At 62.1% G+C, this 15,267-nt stretch carries 15 protein-coding genes and 2 pseudogenes; 11 read left to right on the top strand and 6 right to left on the bottom strand.

Translation table 11 applies throughout. From position 1 onward, the window contains the following. Positions 1-111: 111 nt before the first annotated feature. Positions 112-1,941: a sensor histidine kinase gene (locus tag HALLA_RS16750; protein ID WP_049954655.1), complete on the bottom strand. Its 1,830-nt coding sequence runs from the start codon at positions 1,939-1,941 to the stop codon at positions 112-114. 302 nt (positions 1,942-2,243) lie between these two features. Between HALLA_RS16750 and HALLA_RS16745 the strand changes: the two genes are divergently transcribed. Continuing rightward, a complete protein-coding gene (locus tag HALLA_RS16745; RefSeq protein WP_049954654.1) occupies positions 2,244-3,986 on the top strand; it encodes a helix-turn-helix domain-containing protein in 1,743 nt (580 codons plus the stop codon). 214 nt (positions 3,987-4,200) lie between these two features. Next, positions 4,201-4,310: pseudogene (locus HALLA_RS20195) on the top strand (integrase core domain-containing protein); the annotation flags it as partial. A gap of 43 nt (positions 4,311-4,353) precedes the next feature. Here HALLA_RS20195 and HALLA_RS16740 read toward each other — a convergent pair. After that, entirely contained in the window at positions 4,354-5,301 is a 948-nt protein-coding gene (locus HALLA_RS16740) for a succinylglutamate desuccinylase/aspartoacylase domain-containing protein (protein ID WP_049954653.1), read from the bottom strand. Positions 5,302-5,532: 231 nt separating this feature from the next. Between HALLA_RS16740 and HALLA_RS21665 the strand changes: the two genes are divergently transcribed. The 6 genes and pseudogenes from HALLA_RS21665 (at position 5,533) to HALLA_RS16715 (ending at position 10,233) form a co-directional block, all read left to right on the top strand. Further along, on the top strand, positions 5,533-5,664 hold the full coding sequence (locus HALLA_RS21665) for a hypothetical protein (protein WP_277921499.1): 132 nt from the start codon (positions 5,533-5,535) through the stop codon (positions 5,662-5,664). Between the two features lie 173 nt (positions 5,665-5,837). After that, a complete protein-coding gene (locus tag HALLA_RS16735; protein ID WP_242406241.1) occupies positions 5,838-6,671 on the top strand; it encodes a hypothetical protein in 834 nt (277 codons plus the stop codon). 598 nt (positions 6,672-7,269) lie between these two features. Then, positions 7,270-7,615, top strand: a pseudogene (locus tag HALLA_RS16730) (universal stress protein); the annotation flags it as partial. Positions 7,616-7,751: 136 nt separating this feature from the next. Continuing rightward, positions 7,752-8,591, top strand: a complete 840-nt coding sequence (locus HALLA_RS16725) for a phosphoenolpyruvate hydrolase family protein (RefSeq protein ID WP_049954652.1) — start codon at positions 7,752-7,754, stop codon at positions 8,589-8,591. Then, a complete protein-coding gene (locus HALLA_RS16720) occupies positions 8,588-9,025 on the top strand; it encodes a cupin domain-containing protein (protein WP_049954651.1) in 438 nt (145 codons plus the stop codon). Before HALLA_RS16725 ends, HALLA_RS16720 begins: the two co-directional genes overlap by 4 nt. After that, positions 9,022-10,233 carry a Tm-1-like ATP-binding domain-containing protein gene (locus HALLA_RS16715; RefSeq protein WP_049954650.1) on the top strand — a complete coding sequence of 404 codons (1,212 nt, stop codon included), beginning with the start codon at positions 9,022-9,024 and terminating at the stop codon, positions 10,231-10,233. Before HALLA_RS16720 ends, HALLA_RS16715 begins: the two co-directional genes overlap by 4 nt. A gap of 178 nt (positions 10,234-10,411) precedes the next feature. Here HALLA_RS16715 and HALLA_RS16710 read toward each other — a convergent pair whose 3' ends face one another. The 4 genes from HALLA_RS16710 to HALLA_RS16695 are packed head-to-tail and all read right to left on the bottom strand — an operon-like array spanning position 10,412 to position 13,865. Continuing rightward, positions 10,412-11,584 (bottom strand): inorganic phosphate transporter, encoded by a 1,173-nt coding sequence (locus HALLA_RS16710; RefSeq protein ID WP_049954649.1) that lies wholly within the window; start codon positions 11,582-11,584, stop codon positions 10,412-10,414. Between the two features lie 53 nt (positions 11,585-11,637). Beyond that, positions 11,638-12,099, bottom strand: coding sequence for a DUF6691 family protein (locus tag HALLA_RS16705; protein ID WP_339325764.1), 462 nt, complete (start codon positions 12,097-12,099; stop codon positions 11,638-11,640). A gap of 54 nt (positions 12,100-12,153) precedes the next feature. Then, the gene (locus HALLA_RS16700) at positions 12,154-12,651 is read right to left on the bottom strand and encodes a YeeE/YedE family protein (RefSeq protein ID WP_049954922.1); all 498 of its coding nucleotides are present in this window, start codon (positions 12,649-12,651) and stop codon (positions 12,154-12,156) included. Positions 12,652-12,671: 20 nt separating this feature from the next. Further along, entirely contained in the window at positions 12,672-13,865 is a 1,194-nt protein-coding gene (locus HALLA_RS16695) for an MBL fold metallo-hydrolase (RefSeq protein ID WP_049954647.1), read from the bottom strand. A gap of 243 nt (positions 13,866-14,108) precedes the next feature. On the opposite strand from HALLA_RS16695, the gene HALLA_RS16690 reads away from it, so the two are divergent. Genes HALLA_RS16690 through HALLA_RS21660 form a run of 3 tightly spaced genes read left to right on the top strand, consistent with a single transcriptional unit; the run spans position 14,109 to position 15,076 of the window. Next, the gene (locus tag HALLA_RS16690) at positions 14,109-14,354 is read left to right on the top strand and encodes a sulfurtransferase TusA family protein (RefSeq protein WP_049954646.1); all 246 of its coding nucleotides are present in this window, start codon (positions 14,109-14,111) and stop codon (positions 14,352-14,354) included. Further along, positions 14,354-14,944, top strand: coding sequence for a DsrE/DsrF/DrsH-like family protein (locus tag HALLA_RS16685; RefSeq protein WP_049954645.1), 591 nt, complete (start codon positions 14,354-14,356; stop codon positions 14,942-14,944). The genes HALLA_RS16690 and HALLA_RS16685 overlap by 1 nt, the downstream gene beginning before the upstream one ends. A gap of 3 nt (positions 14,945-14,947) precedes the next feature. Then, entirely contained in the window at positions 14,948-15,076 is a 129-nt protein-coding gene (locus HALLA_RS21660) for a hypothetical protein (protein WP_277921498.1), read from the top strand. The last annotated feature ends 191 nt before the right edge of the window (positions 15,077-15,267 follow it).

Here is a 15,267-nt window from a genome sequence, read left to right as displayed (position 1 = left end):
CCCCCCAGGTAATCTCGAGACACTCTCGGGACTTGAAGCAGATACCAGTGTATGGTGGTGGCCACCTGCGTGAGGGACACCGGTTCGAATCACACCGTCTACGGGGTGCGGTCAGCGCTCGGGAACGCGACCGTTCGTCGCGCCAACTGACCGATCGCCTGTCCGCAACCGATCAGTATCGTCCTCGAGACTGTCGGCGGGGACGGCATCGACGCCAACGACTTCGAACCGCGCACCGCCTTCGTCGCTCTCCGTCGCCGTGATCGTCCACCCGTGGGCGGTGGCTATCCGTTCGACGATGGCCAGTCCGAGTCCCGTTCCGTCGGGGGTCGAGGTGTACCCCTGTTCGAACACCTGGGCTCGGTCGTCAGGCGGGATACCGACACCGTCGTCCTCGAGGTAGAAACCGTCCGAGAGCGCCCCAACACGGATCGTCAGGTCGCGTTCGCGGGCCCCTGCCCCGCCTCCCCCGCGGTGGCTCCCGGCGTCGGTTTCCGACCTGCGAGCTGGCGAACCGTGTGTCACCGCGTTCTGCAGGAGATTCTCGAGGAGTTGAACGAGTCGCGTTTCGCTTGCGAGAAAACCCTTCGAGGATTCGACAATGAGCCCGCTCTCCTGACGGTCAATGTCCCGCCAGACCGTCCGGGTGATCGTCGCGAGGTCGACCGGCTCGGTCTCGTCGACCGCTTTCCCCTGCCGAGCCAACTCGAGCAGTTCGTCCATCAGCTCGTGGATCCGCTCGGTCGATTCGAAAATCTCGTCGACGTGGTCGGTGTCGCCCGTCATCTCGACCAGTTGCGCCTGGTTCTCGATGATGGTCAGTGGCGTGGCGATGTCGTGGGAGACGACCGACGCGAACTCGTCGAGGTACGTGTTCTGCCGATTCAATCGTCGCTCCCTGTTGTGGCGCTCCGTGACGTCCGTGAGGAGGTACAGCCGACCGACGCGGGTGTCCGATTGCTCGAGGCGCGTGACCGAGACATCAACGACCCGATTCCCGACGGTCGTCGTCCACTCACCGGGTCCGTCGGCGAGATGAGGAGGAGCGCCGTTTTCGTCCGCCACGATCAGGGCCAGTTCGTCCTCGACCAGTTCGCCGACCAGGGCAGCGGGCGTCGACTCGAGGAGCGTGGCCGCACCGTCGTTGGCGGTGACGATGGTTCCGTTCTCGTCGCAGGCGACGACGCCGTCGTCCATCTGTTCGACGAGGGTCCGGTAGGCGATGGGGACTAACCCGAACAGGTCCAGCCGAAACACGGGCCAGGCGAACGCGACCGCCGTCACCACGAACCCGACGTACGTCGGCGTCGGGTACTGCGGCGGAACGAACCCGAGGACGTAGACGGTTCCGCCGAAAAGCGGCGCGACGATGCCGACGATCAGCGCCCCGATCTGCCAGCGGTGGACGCCGTGAGCGTCGATAGCCTTCCAACCGAGAAGTGCCATGCTGGTGATCGCGTATGCGCACGTGTACGCGAAGAACCCCGCATAGGCCGGACCGAAGTAGTTGGTGAGCATGACGGACGACTCGCCGTGGTGGAGCGAGACGTCGGCCCAGAACAGCCAGTGGAAGTCGTTGGTAAAAACAGCAAAGAGGGTGAGGACAGCCGGGGCGAACAACAGGAGATATCCCCGACGCGTCAGAAGGTCGCCACGGCCGATGTAGACGAGCACGTAGCCCAGAATGAACGGGGTCACGGGGGCGAGCCCGATGTACTGTAACTGGTTGAACAGCAGTTTGGTCTCGAGGGAGACGGCCGAAAGCTCGAGGACGTACCAGCCGAGGGTCACCGCGATGGATATGACGAGGCCTGTTGCGAGTGCGATGCCGGGGACGCTGTCGTTTCGTCGCCAGCGGGCGAACAGAAACGCCGCCACGACACATAACAGACAGAACGCGACGACCAGTGGGACGGTGAATACGGTCCACTGCCACGTCATACGCTGCTCTCACACGCCAGTCGTCTATACTTTACTATTTTGTCATCAATTGTCGCTCGGTGTCCCGGTTGTACTATTCTGAAAGTGGTGCGGGTAAAACGCGATTCGGGAGATACAGCTAGGAAGCAGCCGTATCCGGTCGTTGAGGGCAGTCGCCTTCGTTTCCCACACTGTACCACCATACGATGGGTATTACTTTACGGTCTGGGGCGGAGACTGTCACACGAAATGGTCCACCACCGACGATTCACCGGGTGTAACTGGTGGACGGTCAATCAGATACCTGCCCAATCGCGAGCCACATGGAACGTCGCCGCGATATCGCGATCATGACTGGCGGAGACGAGTCTGATCGCCGGACTGCCGAAAATCAATCTCCCAGCCGGACTGCCGAAGACGAGTTCGATCGCCGACCGGAAGGCAACTCATCTGTGGGGATGGACGCCATCGATATCCTGCTCGTCGACGACGACGAGACGTGGGTCGACTCCACCGGAGCGGTCCTCGAGCACCAACGCGAAGCGTTCATCGTCACGACGGCAACCACGCTCGAGTCGGCCCGCGAGGCGTTCGAGACGGTCGATCCGGATTGTGTGGTCTGTGACTATCAACTCGAGTATGGGACCGGCCTCGGGCTACTGGAGACGGTGCGAGAGATCGATGCCGACCGACCGTTCCTGCTCGTTACCGGCGCCGGAAGCGAGACCGTCGCCAGCGACGCCATCGGTCGGCAGGTCACCGACTATCTTCCCAAGCGGATGCTCGCCGGCCGCGACGACGTGCTAGCGCGCCGAATCGAGACGACCGTCCACTCGTATCGTGCCGAACGGGCCCTCGCCCAAGAGCGCCGGGGCAAAGAGGCGATGCTCGAGATCGTCACCGCGACCACGACTCGAAGGGGACTCGCACGCGAGTTTTGCCAGCACCTCGTGACCGAACACGGCTACGAGTGCGTCTGGATCGGCACCGACGATCACGCGCGCGGGTTCGTCCCGCAGTCCGTCGCCGGCGACGCGGCGTACGTCGACGAACTGTTCACACGGGAGGATAACTCGGATCGGAATCTCGAGCCTGCACTGGCCGCTCTCGAGCGACGCGAACCCGTCGTCGTTCCGTCGATTCACGCTACCGACGCGGACGACCGATCGCGTCGAGAGGACGGAACAAGACCAACGCTGACGGGGTGGCATGCCGTCGCGACGGCGCACGGATTCGAGACCGCTGCGGCAGTCCCGGTCAAGCACGACGGAAGCGTCATCGGGGTCCTCGCCGTCTACGGGAGCGAACCCGACGCAATCGACGATCACGAACTCGAGGTGCTCGGCGAATACGGCGAAACAATCGGGTACGCGTTCCGCACGGCCGAGTGGAAGCAATCGCTGGTATCGGCGACACCGGTCATCGTGACGTTCGAATTCACGGACGACCGGCATCCGCTTCTCGCGTTCAGCGCGACCCTCCCAGAGGGGACGACACTCGAAGTGTTGACGGCGATCTACCGCGAAGACGGGCTGTGTTACCTCCTCAAACTCGAGTCGGGTTCCGAGGCCGCGGTTCAGACGGCCACCGACAGCGTCGATGGCGTCGCGTCGGCGACGATCGACGCGGAGACGGGACGGTGCGAACTGGTCGTCACCACCCCCACACCTGAGGGTCTGCTGGCCGAACGCGGGGGTCGCGTTCTGGACACCGCCGCGGATCACGGACGGGTGACCGTCACGGTCGTCTGCCCCGACGACAGGGACGTCAACGCGCTCTCATCGGCGCTCGAGGAGCGCTATCCCGACGCGAGCGTCGGTTCGATCCAGTCGAACCGACATCCGACGAATACGACGACGGTGGGAGACCTCCTCGCGTCGATGACCGACAAGCAACTACAGGCGATCGAACTCGCTTACCACTCCGGGTACTTCGAACGACCGCGAGAACACAACACCACCGAAATCGCCTCGAAATTCGGCGTCTCTCGAGCGACGTTCACACAGCATCTCCGGGCGGCTGAGCGAAAACTCCTCTCTCGAGTCTTCGATCCGTACGGGATGTAGAGATTCTTTTTCGTTCAATCATCGTAACCTGTGAAATCTGGTCGCTCACCGTAAACTGTGACGTTAAAAATCGGAAGTACAGCTATGACACGCTCGGATACTAGGGTAACGATGGCAGCGTGGTCTGCGCGGCGTTGTGGGCCGTGCCCCGTGCGGGTACACCATCCACGGGGCCGTAAGTGACGAGTCGATAGCGCCTGCTCGTCCCGTCACGAGCGCACGCGAATGGCTTGACAATATGTGCACTACTACAACCAGCAGAGACCGCATCAATCGCTCGGCGGACGAACGCCAGCTGACGAGGTGCTAATATCGTCGCGTTGAGCTCAACATTGTGACCGTCGGAGACGACGGTCCTGCGGCGTTCTCAGGAAGCGTCTGCGCGGCACTGTTCGATGACTGTCTCGTCATCGGAGTCGTCCGCTGTATCGCCAGCCGAATCATCGGAAGCGTCTGCTGTATCACCAGTTGAGTCATCGGAAGCGTCCGACGTGTCACCAGTCGAGTCATCGGTTGTTGTCTCAGTTTCGAACAGTTCCTCTTCAATCAGATTTGTGACTAACCGTGTGTGCCAGTTAATGCGCGTCTCGAGGTCGGGGCCGCGCGAGAGGGTTTCGATGAGAAACGACTGTGCGTTCAGGTCTCGAGCGGCCTTGTGGACGAACAACCCGCTCGGTTCGTTTTCAGGCTTGGCAAAGGTATCGGTCGTGAACTCGAGCCCCCGTTCATCGACGTGGTTTCGGTTCACGGTGTCGGCAGCCTGCTCGGCATCGGTCGCGGTCTCGGTACTGTCTGAGTGGAAGATCGCCTGCCCAACGCCGTCGACGGGGCCGCCGGCGTAGATGCCGATCGACTCGTGGAGGTCGATAACCACGTCGGGATCGTAGTTTTCGGCGACGTTCCAGAGTGCTTGGGCGAGGTTTGTTGTTGGCTCCTCGCCTTCAGCGAACTGGCGGTTGAGGTCGACGCCATCGTCGCCCGTGCGTGTCCGCTGCTCGACAGCCTCGGCGTTCGCGTGGGGGATCGTTACGAGCGTGCCAGCATCGATTTCCCACTCGGCAATAGCGCTTGCTACCTCGTACCCTGCAACCTCATTGCCGTGTATTCCGCCAATGACCAGGACAGTCGGTCCGTCGGCGTTTGCAACCGTCTCGTACACCGTCGTTTCGTGATCGGTGCCTTCGAGAATTTGAGATGATTGTCTCGAGAGATCGCTACCGGATTCTGCGCTCGGATCAGCACCAGCGATGCCGGCGAGTGCACAACTGGCTGCGGCTGTCAACAATGTTCGTCGAGATGTCTGCAATGGTCCCATGTGATTGGTACCTCGGAGGTACGTACTTTTATTATAGTTCTGCTAGCTCGTTTCACCGCGTTCTACCGGCGAAAGCAATTGTTCTCTCCTTAGTAATCGGGCATACGCCCGACAGTTGAGGAGATTCGTAGTTTCGAATTGCCGTTTCACTAATTGAAACTGTCACCAACGTATATGTATCGAGTGAAAAGGTTGGGAAATCATAACTAATTCAATTATAAATATAATCATATGGATCCAAGAAAAGTGATAGCTAACGGATCAGAACACGGGCGGATAATCAACCCCACAGATTCGAACGACCAGAGTAGCGAAACGGAGACGGCGTCGGCTCGAGGCGGGGTAACCGCGGAGCAGGACTGATCGCCGCTACCTGATTCGCGTACGGCCAACGCCGATCGTAATCATCCCATCCGCCGCGAGCTCCGCCGAATGCACGCCGTGAAACCGCCGGTACTCGCTCCGGACTGACGGCGTGGGACTGCAGACGGCACCGGCGATTCGATGGCAACCCGCTCAGATACCATCCAGAACACATGACATTCGAAAGAACAACTCGAGAAACGCGATGGACCGTACTCGCCGCAGTGATGATCGTGTCGATGCTCGTTCTGTCGACAGTCGCTGCGGGTGCAGCAACCGCGGCCGCTCAGAATACCGACGAAAGTGCTGATACTGACCTCGAGGTGACGGTCGATGCACCGGATTCGATCGCAACGACTGAATCGGCCACGTTCGACGCCACCGTGACCACATCCGATGGCGAGCCGGTCACGACCGACGTCGTCTTCGAGATCAGTGGTGAGGAGGGCCAGGAGGAAGTGACTGCCAGCACCGACGACACGGGGTCTGTCACCTTCACCGTTGAAGGGGTTGCCCTCTCCGAAGGCGACAATGAGTGGACAGTCACCGCCGGTGACGAGGAACGTTCGGGGACACTCACTGTTACCGATACTGCGGACGACGGTACTACCAACGATACTGCTGGTGACGACGACACTGAGGACGCTAACAACAACACCGAAGACACAGATAACGACACTGCTGACAACGACACCGAGACCGCTGATAACGACACTACTGACAGCGATACTGCTGACGATAACACTACTACTTCGGAGAACGACACTGCTACTGACGATACTGCTGCTAACGACGACACCGAGGACGCTAACAACAACACCGAAGCCACAGACAACGACACTACTGCCTCAGAGAACGACACTGCTACCGATGATACCGCTGCTGACGATACTGCTGACAACGACACTGAATCCGAGGAGGAGGAATCAGTTCCCGGCTTCGGCATCGGCGGTACGCTCTCTGCCTTGCTTGTAGGAACGTTGCTGTTAATCCGTCAGCGTAGCTAAGCACCCAGCGACTGGGACTTGACACCGTTTGTTGACGTGAAAATCGCCTCGGGGTCAAGTGGTTCGAGACGCCAGCGGCGTCTCATCAGCAAGCGAGGGATCAAAGATCCCTCGAGCGTCGGCGTGGCCCGAAAATCTATGATTTTCGGCATCACGAAAGATCGGAGATCTTTCGAGCGACTTTAGGCCGACAACCTCACGAAATTTGGCGGGACGTCCTCACCGCTTGACCTCGCGGGAGCAAAGCCCCCGCCTAGCTTTGCTTCGCTCAGTCACGGAGGACTTCTGGTCTTCCGAGCGACCCCGAGTCACTCGACCTGCTCCGCCTGCAGAGTATGTCAAATCGATGCACCGTCGGATGGAACTGGTGCGCACGTCGAAGCCGCTCCGTGTCGTTCGTAACCGACGACTTCACTGACACAATGGATCCGACGCCGGCAGTCCGACAGCAGCAAGAGCGACGTCAAGAACCTCATCTCGAGAGCGTGCGGCCGTAATAGGTACAATAGTTGCAATAGGGTAAGGAGGTAGCTAACATACCTATTACTTCCCCGTGGGATTCTGGTAATATGGATCCACTATGATATTGATAGACCCGGAGGCGTTTTCGTACCTGCGACACGCGACTCAAGAGGCGACACTGGTCCACGTTGAGACGCCGAAAGATCCAGGGCTTCCGGAGGATGCCGACCCCCGAAGCGCGACTAGCAGAGCTGGCGGCGCAACTCGAGGAGTGAGGGGTCGAGACGCGAACCGCGGTCCGTCAGGGTGATCCCGCCGACGAGATCTTCGTAGCGGAAGGCGGGTACGAACCGACGACGATCCTCGTCGGCTCGCGTGGTCACAGCCGGCTCCGCCGACTGTTGCTCGGGAGCGTCTCCGAAGACGTCGTCGCGCGGGCGAACGGGAACGTTATGCTCGTCCCGCCGGACCGGATGGCCTGAGCCGGGCTGCGATCACCCCACTTGCTCCGAACGCAGACGGGTTCGTGCTGGAGACACCGATTCGTCCTGAAACGTCCGCCGAGGTTCTCCTTCGAGGAAAGCTTGAATAGATGTCACGTGATCGATGGCACCTGCCATGGAGTTCACACACGACGAATCGATGCGACGACTCGAGGAGACGGTATCGAACGGCGAACCGATCGTCGGCGCCGGAGCGGGGACGGGAATGTCGGCGAAGTTCGCCGAGCGCGGTGGCGTCGACCTGCTGATCATCTACAATTCGGGCCGGTACCGGATGAACGGCCGCGGCTCGCTTGCGGGCCTGCTGCCGTACGGCGACGCCAACGAGATCGTGGTCGATATGGGGCGGCAGGTGCTGCCGGTCGTGGAGGACACGCCGGTACTGGCGGGCGTGAACGGAACCGATCCGTTCCGACAGATGGACGTCTTCATCGAGGATCTCAAGCGCCGCGGGTTCTCCGGCGTCCAGAATTTCCCCACCGTCGGACTCATCGACGAGGACAGCCAGTTCCGCCGGAACTTAGAGGAGACGGGGATGGGCTACGATAAGGAAGTCGAGATGATCCGGGAGGCCGCCGAGCAGGACATGCTCACGTGCCCGTACGTCTTCACCGCGGAGCAGGCCCGCGAGATGACCGAGGCCGGCGCGGACGTGATCGTCTCGCACATGGGGCTGACGACGTCGGGCGACATCGGCGCCGAAACGGCGCTCGACCTCGACTCGGCGGCCGACCGGGTGCAGGCCCACCACGACGCCGCCACAGACGTGAACGAAGACGTGCTCGTTATCTGCCACGGCGGACCGATCGCCTGGCCGGACGACGCCGAATACGTCCTCGACAACACGGAGGGCGTCGTCGGCTTCTTCGGCGCGTCCAGCCTCGAGCGCTTGCCGACGGAAGAGGCCATCGAGAACCAGGCCCGCGAGTTCAAATCGATGGAGTTCCGACCATGAGTGGGACGCACTTCGTCGAACCGGACGACGTCGAGAGCCTGGCGTTCGACTGGGGCGTCCTCAAGTGGCTGCACACCCCCGACGTCACCGGCGGCGACCGCTTCAGCGCGGGCGTCGTGAAGCTCGAGCCGGGAAAGGGCCACGAGCGACACACGCACCCCGAGAGCGACGAGATCCTCTACGTTCTTCGCGGAGAGGGAAGACAGGAAGTCGACGAGGAGACCCGCGAGATCGCAGCCGGCGAACTGGTGTTCGTTCCGGAGGGTGTCGAACACGGGACGGTGAACACCGGCTGGGAGCCGCTGCTCCTCCTCGCGGTCTACGCGCCGCCGGGACCGGAAGCGCAACTGCGGGAGCTGCCGGAGTGTGAGGTCGTCCCCGCCGGCGAATTGCCGACCGCGGAAAACGCCACCTCGAGCGAAGTAGACCCATGAGCGTCGTCATCATCGGGACGCTGGACACGAAAGCGGAGGAGATCGGCTTCGCCAGGGACGTTCTCAAAGCCCAGGGCGTGGACGTCCACGTCGTCGACGCGGGCGTGATGGGCGAACCGGGGTTCGAGCCGGAGACGCCCGCGAGCGAGGTCGCCGATGCGGCGGGGACGACCCTCGAGCACCTCCGCGAGGAGGCCGGCCGCGGCGAGGCGATGGAGGCGATGGGCGAGGGCGCGACCGTTATCGTCGATCGACTCCACGAGGAGGGCATCCTCGATGGCGTCCTCGGACTTGGCGGTTCCGGTAACACCTCGATCGCGACGGCGGCCATGCGGACGCTTCCCGTCGGCGTGCCGACGCTCATGGTTTCGACGATGGCATCGGGCGATACGGAACCGTACGTCGGGGCCCGGGACATCACGATGATGTACTCGGTCGCGGACATAGAGGGGTTGAACCAGCTCTCACGGCAGATTATCTCCAACGCGGCGCTGGCAATGGTGGGCATGGTCACGAACGACCCCGACACCGATATCGAGGAACGGCCGACGATCGCCATGACGATGTTCGGCGTCACGACGCCCTGTGTACAGGCGGCTCGCGAGCTACTAGAGGAGAAAGGATACGAGACGATCGTCTTCCACGCGACCGGAACGGGCGGGCGCGCGATGGAGTCGCTCGTCGAAGAGGGCGTCATCGACGGCGTGCTCGACGTCACGACGACCGAGTGGGCCGACGAACTGGTCGGCGGCGTCCTGAGCGCCGGCCCGGACCGACTCGAGGCGGCGGGAGACGAGGGGATCCCGCAGGTCGTCTCGACGGGCGCGCTCGACATGGTCAACTTCGGACCGCGCGATTCGGTCCCCGAGGAGTTCGAGGGCCGACAATTCCATATCCACAACCCGCAGGTAACGCTCATGCGGACGACGCCCGAAGAGAACGCCGAACTCGGGGAAATCATTGCCGAGAAGCTCAACGCTGCGACCGGACCCACCGCGCTCGTCCTCCCCCTCGAGGGCGTCTCAGCGCTCGACGTCGAGGGCGAGGACTTCCACGATCCCGAGGCTGACGCGGCGCTGTTCGACGCGCTGCGGTCGACGCTCGACGACGACGTCGAACTCCTCGAGAGAGAGACTGACGTCAATGACGAGGCCTTCGCGGAGGTGCTCGCGGAGACGCTCGACGAATACATGCGAGACGTCGATTGAGTCCCCCAGGGACGGGTCCTTACCACCCCGATTCGGTCCATCAGCGTCCCGGGACGCGTCACGCCGGGCGAATCAATCGTTACCTCCGACGATCGTCTATTTCGAGGGGTGGGTAGCCCGCTATGCCGACCGAAAACGGACGTAACGGCTCGAAAGCCGAAAGCGTTCGCCTACAGCTTCAGAGGTTCAGAAGAAGCATCGATCCGTAACCGAGTCCGAACGCGAGCCCGAACGACCCGGCCCAGGCGGCGACGGTGAATCCCAGTTTTCGGGGACTGACGCCGTCCCCACCGGCGACCGCGAACCCGCTACCGACGATGGCGCTCACGATGATCTCGTTGAACGAGACCGGTACTCCGAGCAGGACCGCGGTCTGTGCGATGAGAAACGAGGGGACGAGCGTCGATATCGATCGACGAGGCCCCAGTGACGCGTACTCCTGCGAGATCGACTTGATCATTCGGGGTGCACTCGTCCAGGAGCCGACAAGGATTCCGACCCCGCCGCCGAGCAACACCGCCAGCGGCGATATCGAGGGCACTTCCTCGAGCAGCGGGAACAGCGGCCCGACGGCGAGTCCGACCTGACTCGCGCCCGCCGAGAACGCCACGAGCGCGCCGAGCGAGAGCAGGAACCGGCGCAGACCGCCGGCCTCGTCGCGACCGACATCCCAGCGCACGACGGCCGCAGCGACGGCTCCGAAACCCAGCGAGATAGCGGCTGTGGCAGCGCCACCGTCGAACGGAATCGCGGTGGCGCCGCCGGCGGCGAGCGTCCCGCCGACCGACGCGAGGAACGCAAACTCGAGATTCGCGACGACGATACCGACGATACCGGCGAGGATCGGGACACTGATGTCTTCGGGAACGTCGGATCGCGGAAGGACGCTGGCGAGCCCGTATGCGATGCCACCGCCGACGAACGGCGTGAGCACCCACACCGCGAGGATTTCGGCGTACTTTCCCCACGCCGGGTCGCCGCCGAGCGCGAAGCCGACGCCGATGACGGATCCGGTGACGGTGAACGCGGTCGCGATCGGATACCCGGTGGAGATGCCGATCGCCATCAGTCCGGCGCCGATCAGTAAGACGACGATGACGCCCACGACTGGGAGGGTGATTCCCTCGACGAGGCCGCTGCCGACGGCTTCGGAGACGCTTCCACCTTGTGTCACCGCGCCAGCGAAACCGAGGATGCCGACGAGAAACGCCGCGCGCATCGTCGGAATCGCGTTCGCGCCGACGGCCGGTGCGAACGGGGTCGCGCCGCTCGAGCCGCCGCCGATGACCCACGCCATGAACAGGCTCGCGACCGCGGCCGCTGCGAACAGGAGTATCGTTGTGGGTTCCATCAGTGTACGAAAATCCTCCGTTTCAGTTCTCGAAACACGAAATTCGAACGGTGTTAGTCGGCGCTCGCCGGACCGAAGTCGGCCGCGGTGTGCTTGCTGCGCCAGACTCCCTGCAGGTAGGCGCCGGCGAACATGCCGACGAGCGCCCACAGGATGGTGACGTTCCCGATCCCGAGGCTGGCGTAGGCCGCGCCGGGACAGATCCCTGACACCCCCCAGCCGACGCCGAAGATCCCGCCGCCGATCAGGACGTTTCGGTCGAACGACTTCAGCCGGCGTTCGTACACATCGCCCGTCAGCGGTGCGCTATCGAGTATTCGGGGCATCACGGCGAACCCGATCCCGGTGACGATCGCGGCACCGAACATGACGAACAGCAGGCCGAAGTCGTCGAATTGGAGGAAGTCCAGCACGACCTCCGGCCGGGCCATGTGACTGTAGGCGAGACCGAAGCCGAAGATCAAACCGCCGAGGAGGATCAGCGGCATGAACAGCGGATGGCGACTGCTGCTCACGGGCCGTCACCTCCCCGTTCGCCGGCTCGAGACGCGAGCGTCTCGCAACTCACGTTACGGACTCACCCCCATCGCCTGAACGATCTGAGCGGTCACGATCGCGACCGACAGGAACGTGATCACGCCGACGATCGACGTCTTCGAGGCCGAACCGACGCCGCAGACGCCGTGACCCGACGTACAGCCCTTCCCGACGCGCGTCCCGATTCCGACGAGGACGCCGCCGATCAGCAGCCGCCAGGGCTGGACGTCGGTCGTCCACGTCCCGCCCTGCCAGAGGACGGCGTATACCCCCGCTCCGAGGACGATCCCCAGCGTGAAGACGATGCGCCAATCTCGAGAGGCGCGGTACCGCTTGAACCGCGACTGGCCCGAGACGTACGACAGCGTCGACTCGAGGAACGTGCTCGCGCCCGCGGCGATTCCCGTCCCCAGGTAGATGACCACTGCGCCGAGGCCGACCAGCAGTCCGCCGATAGCGTATCGGGAGATCCCATTGGGAAACGGCTCGGCGGGCACTACCTGACCTGGGGTGGCAAGTTCGGCGAGCATTGCGATATCGATCACGACGATCAGTCACCCGCCAGCGATTCCTGGCTGGCCGCGCAGTTGTTCGGACCGAGCTCGAGCTCGAACGCCTCCTCGTCGTCGATCTCCTGCTGTCCGAGATTAGTGGAGATGATGTCCTCGTAGTTGGCCGGCCTGGGCGGCATGTCCGAGAGGATCAGCTCGACGAACTCGCCTTCGTCCATCGTCAGGACGTCCATCTCGGCCTCGAGCTGGCCGATCGGTGCCGTGTAGGTGCCGTCGGCGGCGGACTCGGCGGAATCGCTGAAGTGCGCGCCGCCGACGAGGGTGTCGTCGGCCAGGGGTAGCACGCGCTCTTGCAGCGACTCGTAGAGCTGACGGGCAGCGTCTTCCGCGCCCTCGTCACCCTCCTCCAAGTCGGGACGGGCAACGCTCTCGACGAACAGGCCGTCGCCGGTCGCGAGCAGCGAGTCGTCGATCAAATAGGAGGTCATCCCGGAGGTGTGACCGGGCGTGTAGATCGGCTCAATCATCGCGTCGCCGACCGGGAACTCGTCGCCGTCTTTAGCCAACGTCATCTCGTCGGCGTAGGTGACGCCACGGTCGACCGCCGCCTCGGGGATGACGCCTTCGACGCCCACGTCTGTGAGTTCGCGGATGCCCGAGATGTGATCCGCGTGGATGTGCGTGTCGATCGCGTATTTCAGGTTAACGCCCAGTTCCGTGGCATCCTCGAGATATCGATCGGTGAACGCACGAAGCGGATCGATCACGGCCGCCTCGTCTCCGTCGACGAGGAGGTAGCCCAGACAGCCGCTCGAGGCACGCTGATACTGGTAGAGCATCCCAGAGCCGTCGTAACGCTCGACTTCGACGCGCTCGTAGATGCGCGCCCATCCGTTCATCCCGTCCTCGAGGTGAGTAACGTCGTAGCCGCGTCCTTTCAGCGTCCCAGCAACGTACTCGCTCGAGCCCCCCTTCGCACAGAGGACCGTTATTTCGCGGTCGTCGGGAATCTGCGCAAGAATGTCGTCGTCGATCTCGTCGTCCAGAAACTTGAAGTACGGAACGTTGATCGACTCGACGGTCTCGCCGTCGAGTCGCCACTCGTCGTACTCTGACTCCATGCGGGTGTCGAGGAGCGTGACCGCTTCGCCCGCGTCGATCCGCTCTTTCAGCCCGTCAGGACTGACCAATTCGACTTCGACGTCCGGCATTGGAAGATCCATGTCGCCCATATTGTACAGTTCCCAGTATCGGCTACGGCCTCTTAAGGGTTTGTGTAGTATTTCCTATTACGCGCAATATAGATATAGAGAAATAGAGTCTATATCCCCCCTAAAGAGATTCTAAACGGCGAATACCAACTATTTCTCCTCAGCTGGAGAGTAATTGTTTGTGTATTGTACAATAACCGGTGAGCTTTTATGGGAGTGAACAATATTGTGTGGTAGCTCCAATATGGAGCACAAAATCTAATCATGAGTTCTGAATATCAAGCCACGGAAACGCTGGACGTGAAAGGACAGTCCTGCCCGATGCCCATCGTGAAGACCAAGCAAGCGATCGACGACCTCGAGGCCGGGAACGTGCTCGAAGTCGTCGCGACGGACTCGGGCAGTATGAGCGACATTCAGGGGTGGGCCGACGGCACCGACGGCGTCGAACTCCTCGAGCAGGTCGAGGCCGGCGATCTGTACACCCACTACGTGAAGAAAACGGAATAATGAGCACAGACAACCAAACGGCTCCCGTCGACGACGGCAACGTCGAGACCGACGCCGCCGAGTTACAGGCGCTGCGCGAGCGCGTCGACGAACTGGAAGCGTCGATCGCAGCGGTGGACGCTGGCGACGATCGGAAGAAGATGACCATCGTCGCGACGCAAGGGACCTTCGACATGGCGTATCCGCCGTTGATCCTCGCGAGCACCGCGGCCGCCTTCGGCTGGGAGGTCGTGGTCTTCCACACGTTCTGGGGACTCGACATCCTCCACGAGGAGAAGTCGAAGGACCTCAAGCTGAGCGCCGTCGGCAACCCGAACATGCCGGTCCCGAACGCCGTCGCTGCCCTCCCAGGCATGGACACGATGGCCACGAAGATGATGCAAAAGAAGATCGACGACAACGGCACCGCCACCATCGAAGAGCTGATCGACCTCTCGCTCGAGAGCGGCGTCGACCTGCAGGCGTGTCAGATGACGATCGACCTGATGGATTACAACGAGGACGACTTTTACGACGGCGTTACCACGGGCGTCGGCGCGGCCACCGCCTTACAACACATGGCCGAATCCGACATCCAACTGCTCGTCTAATTCATGGCTGACACCGAGTCCACGCTTTCAAAGCCGAGCCTGCGCGTTCTCGAGGAAGTCGCCGACGCGGAAGATACCGCTCCGGCTGCCCTCGAGAACGCCCGAAAATCCATCAGTGGCTTCGAGACGTGAAACCCAATGTTGACTGATTAGTTAGATGTTATTCTTCCCAATATACAAGTTCCTGTGATATATCGATTTTTCTATGCAGATAACGAGGCGACCCATCGCTAATCGACGAACAGCCGTCGCTCATCCCGACAAGCTATCAATTAATCTATTTTTATCACTCACGCCCGATGGGGCAGCGTCAGACGCAGCAC

Source organism: Halostagnicola larsenii XH-48 (assembly GCF_000517625.1).
Taxonomy (GTDB): Archaea; Halobacteriota; Halobacteria; order Halobacteriales; family Natrialbaceae; genus Halostagnicola; species Halostagnicola larsenii.
This window is presented reverse-complemented; position numbering and strand designations above follow the sequence as displayed.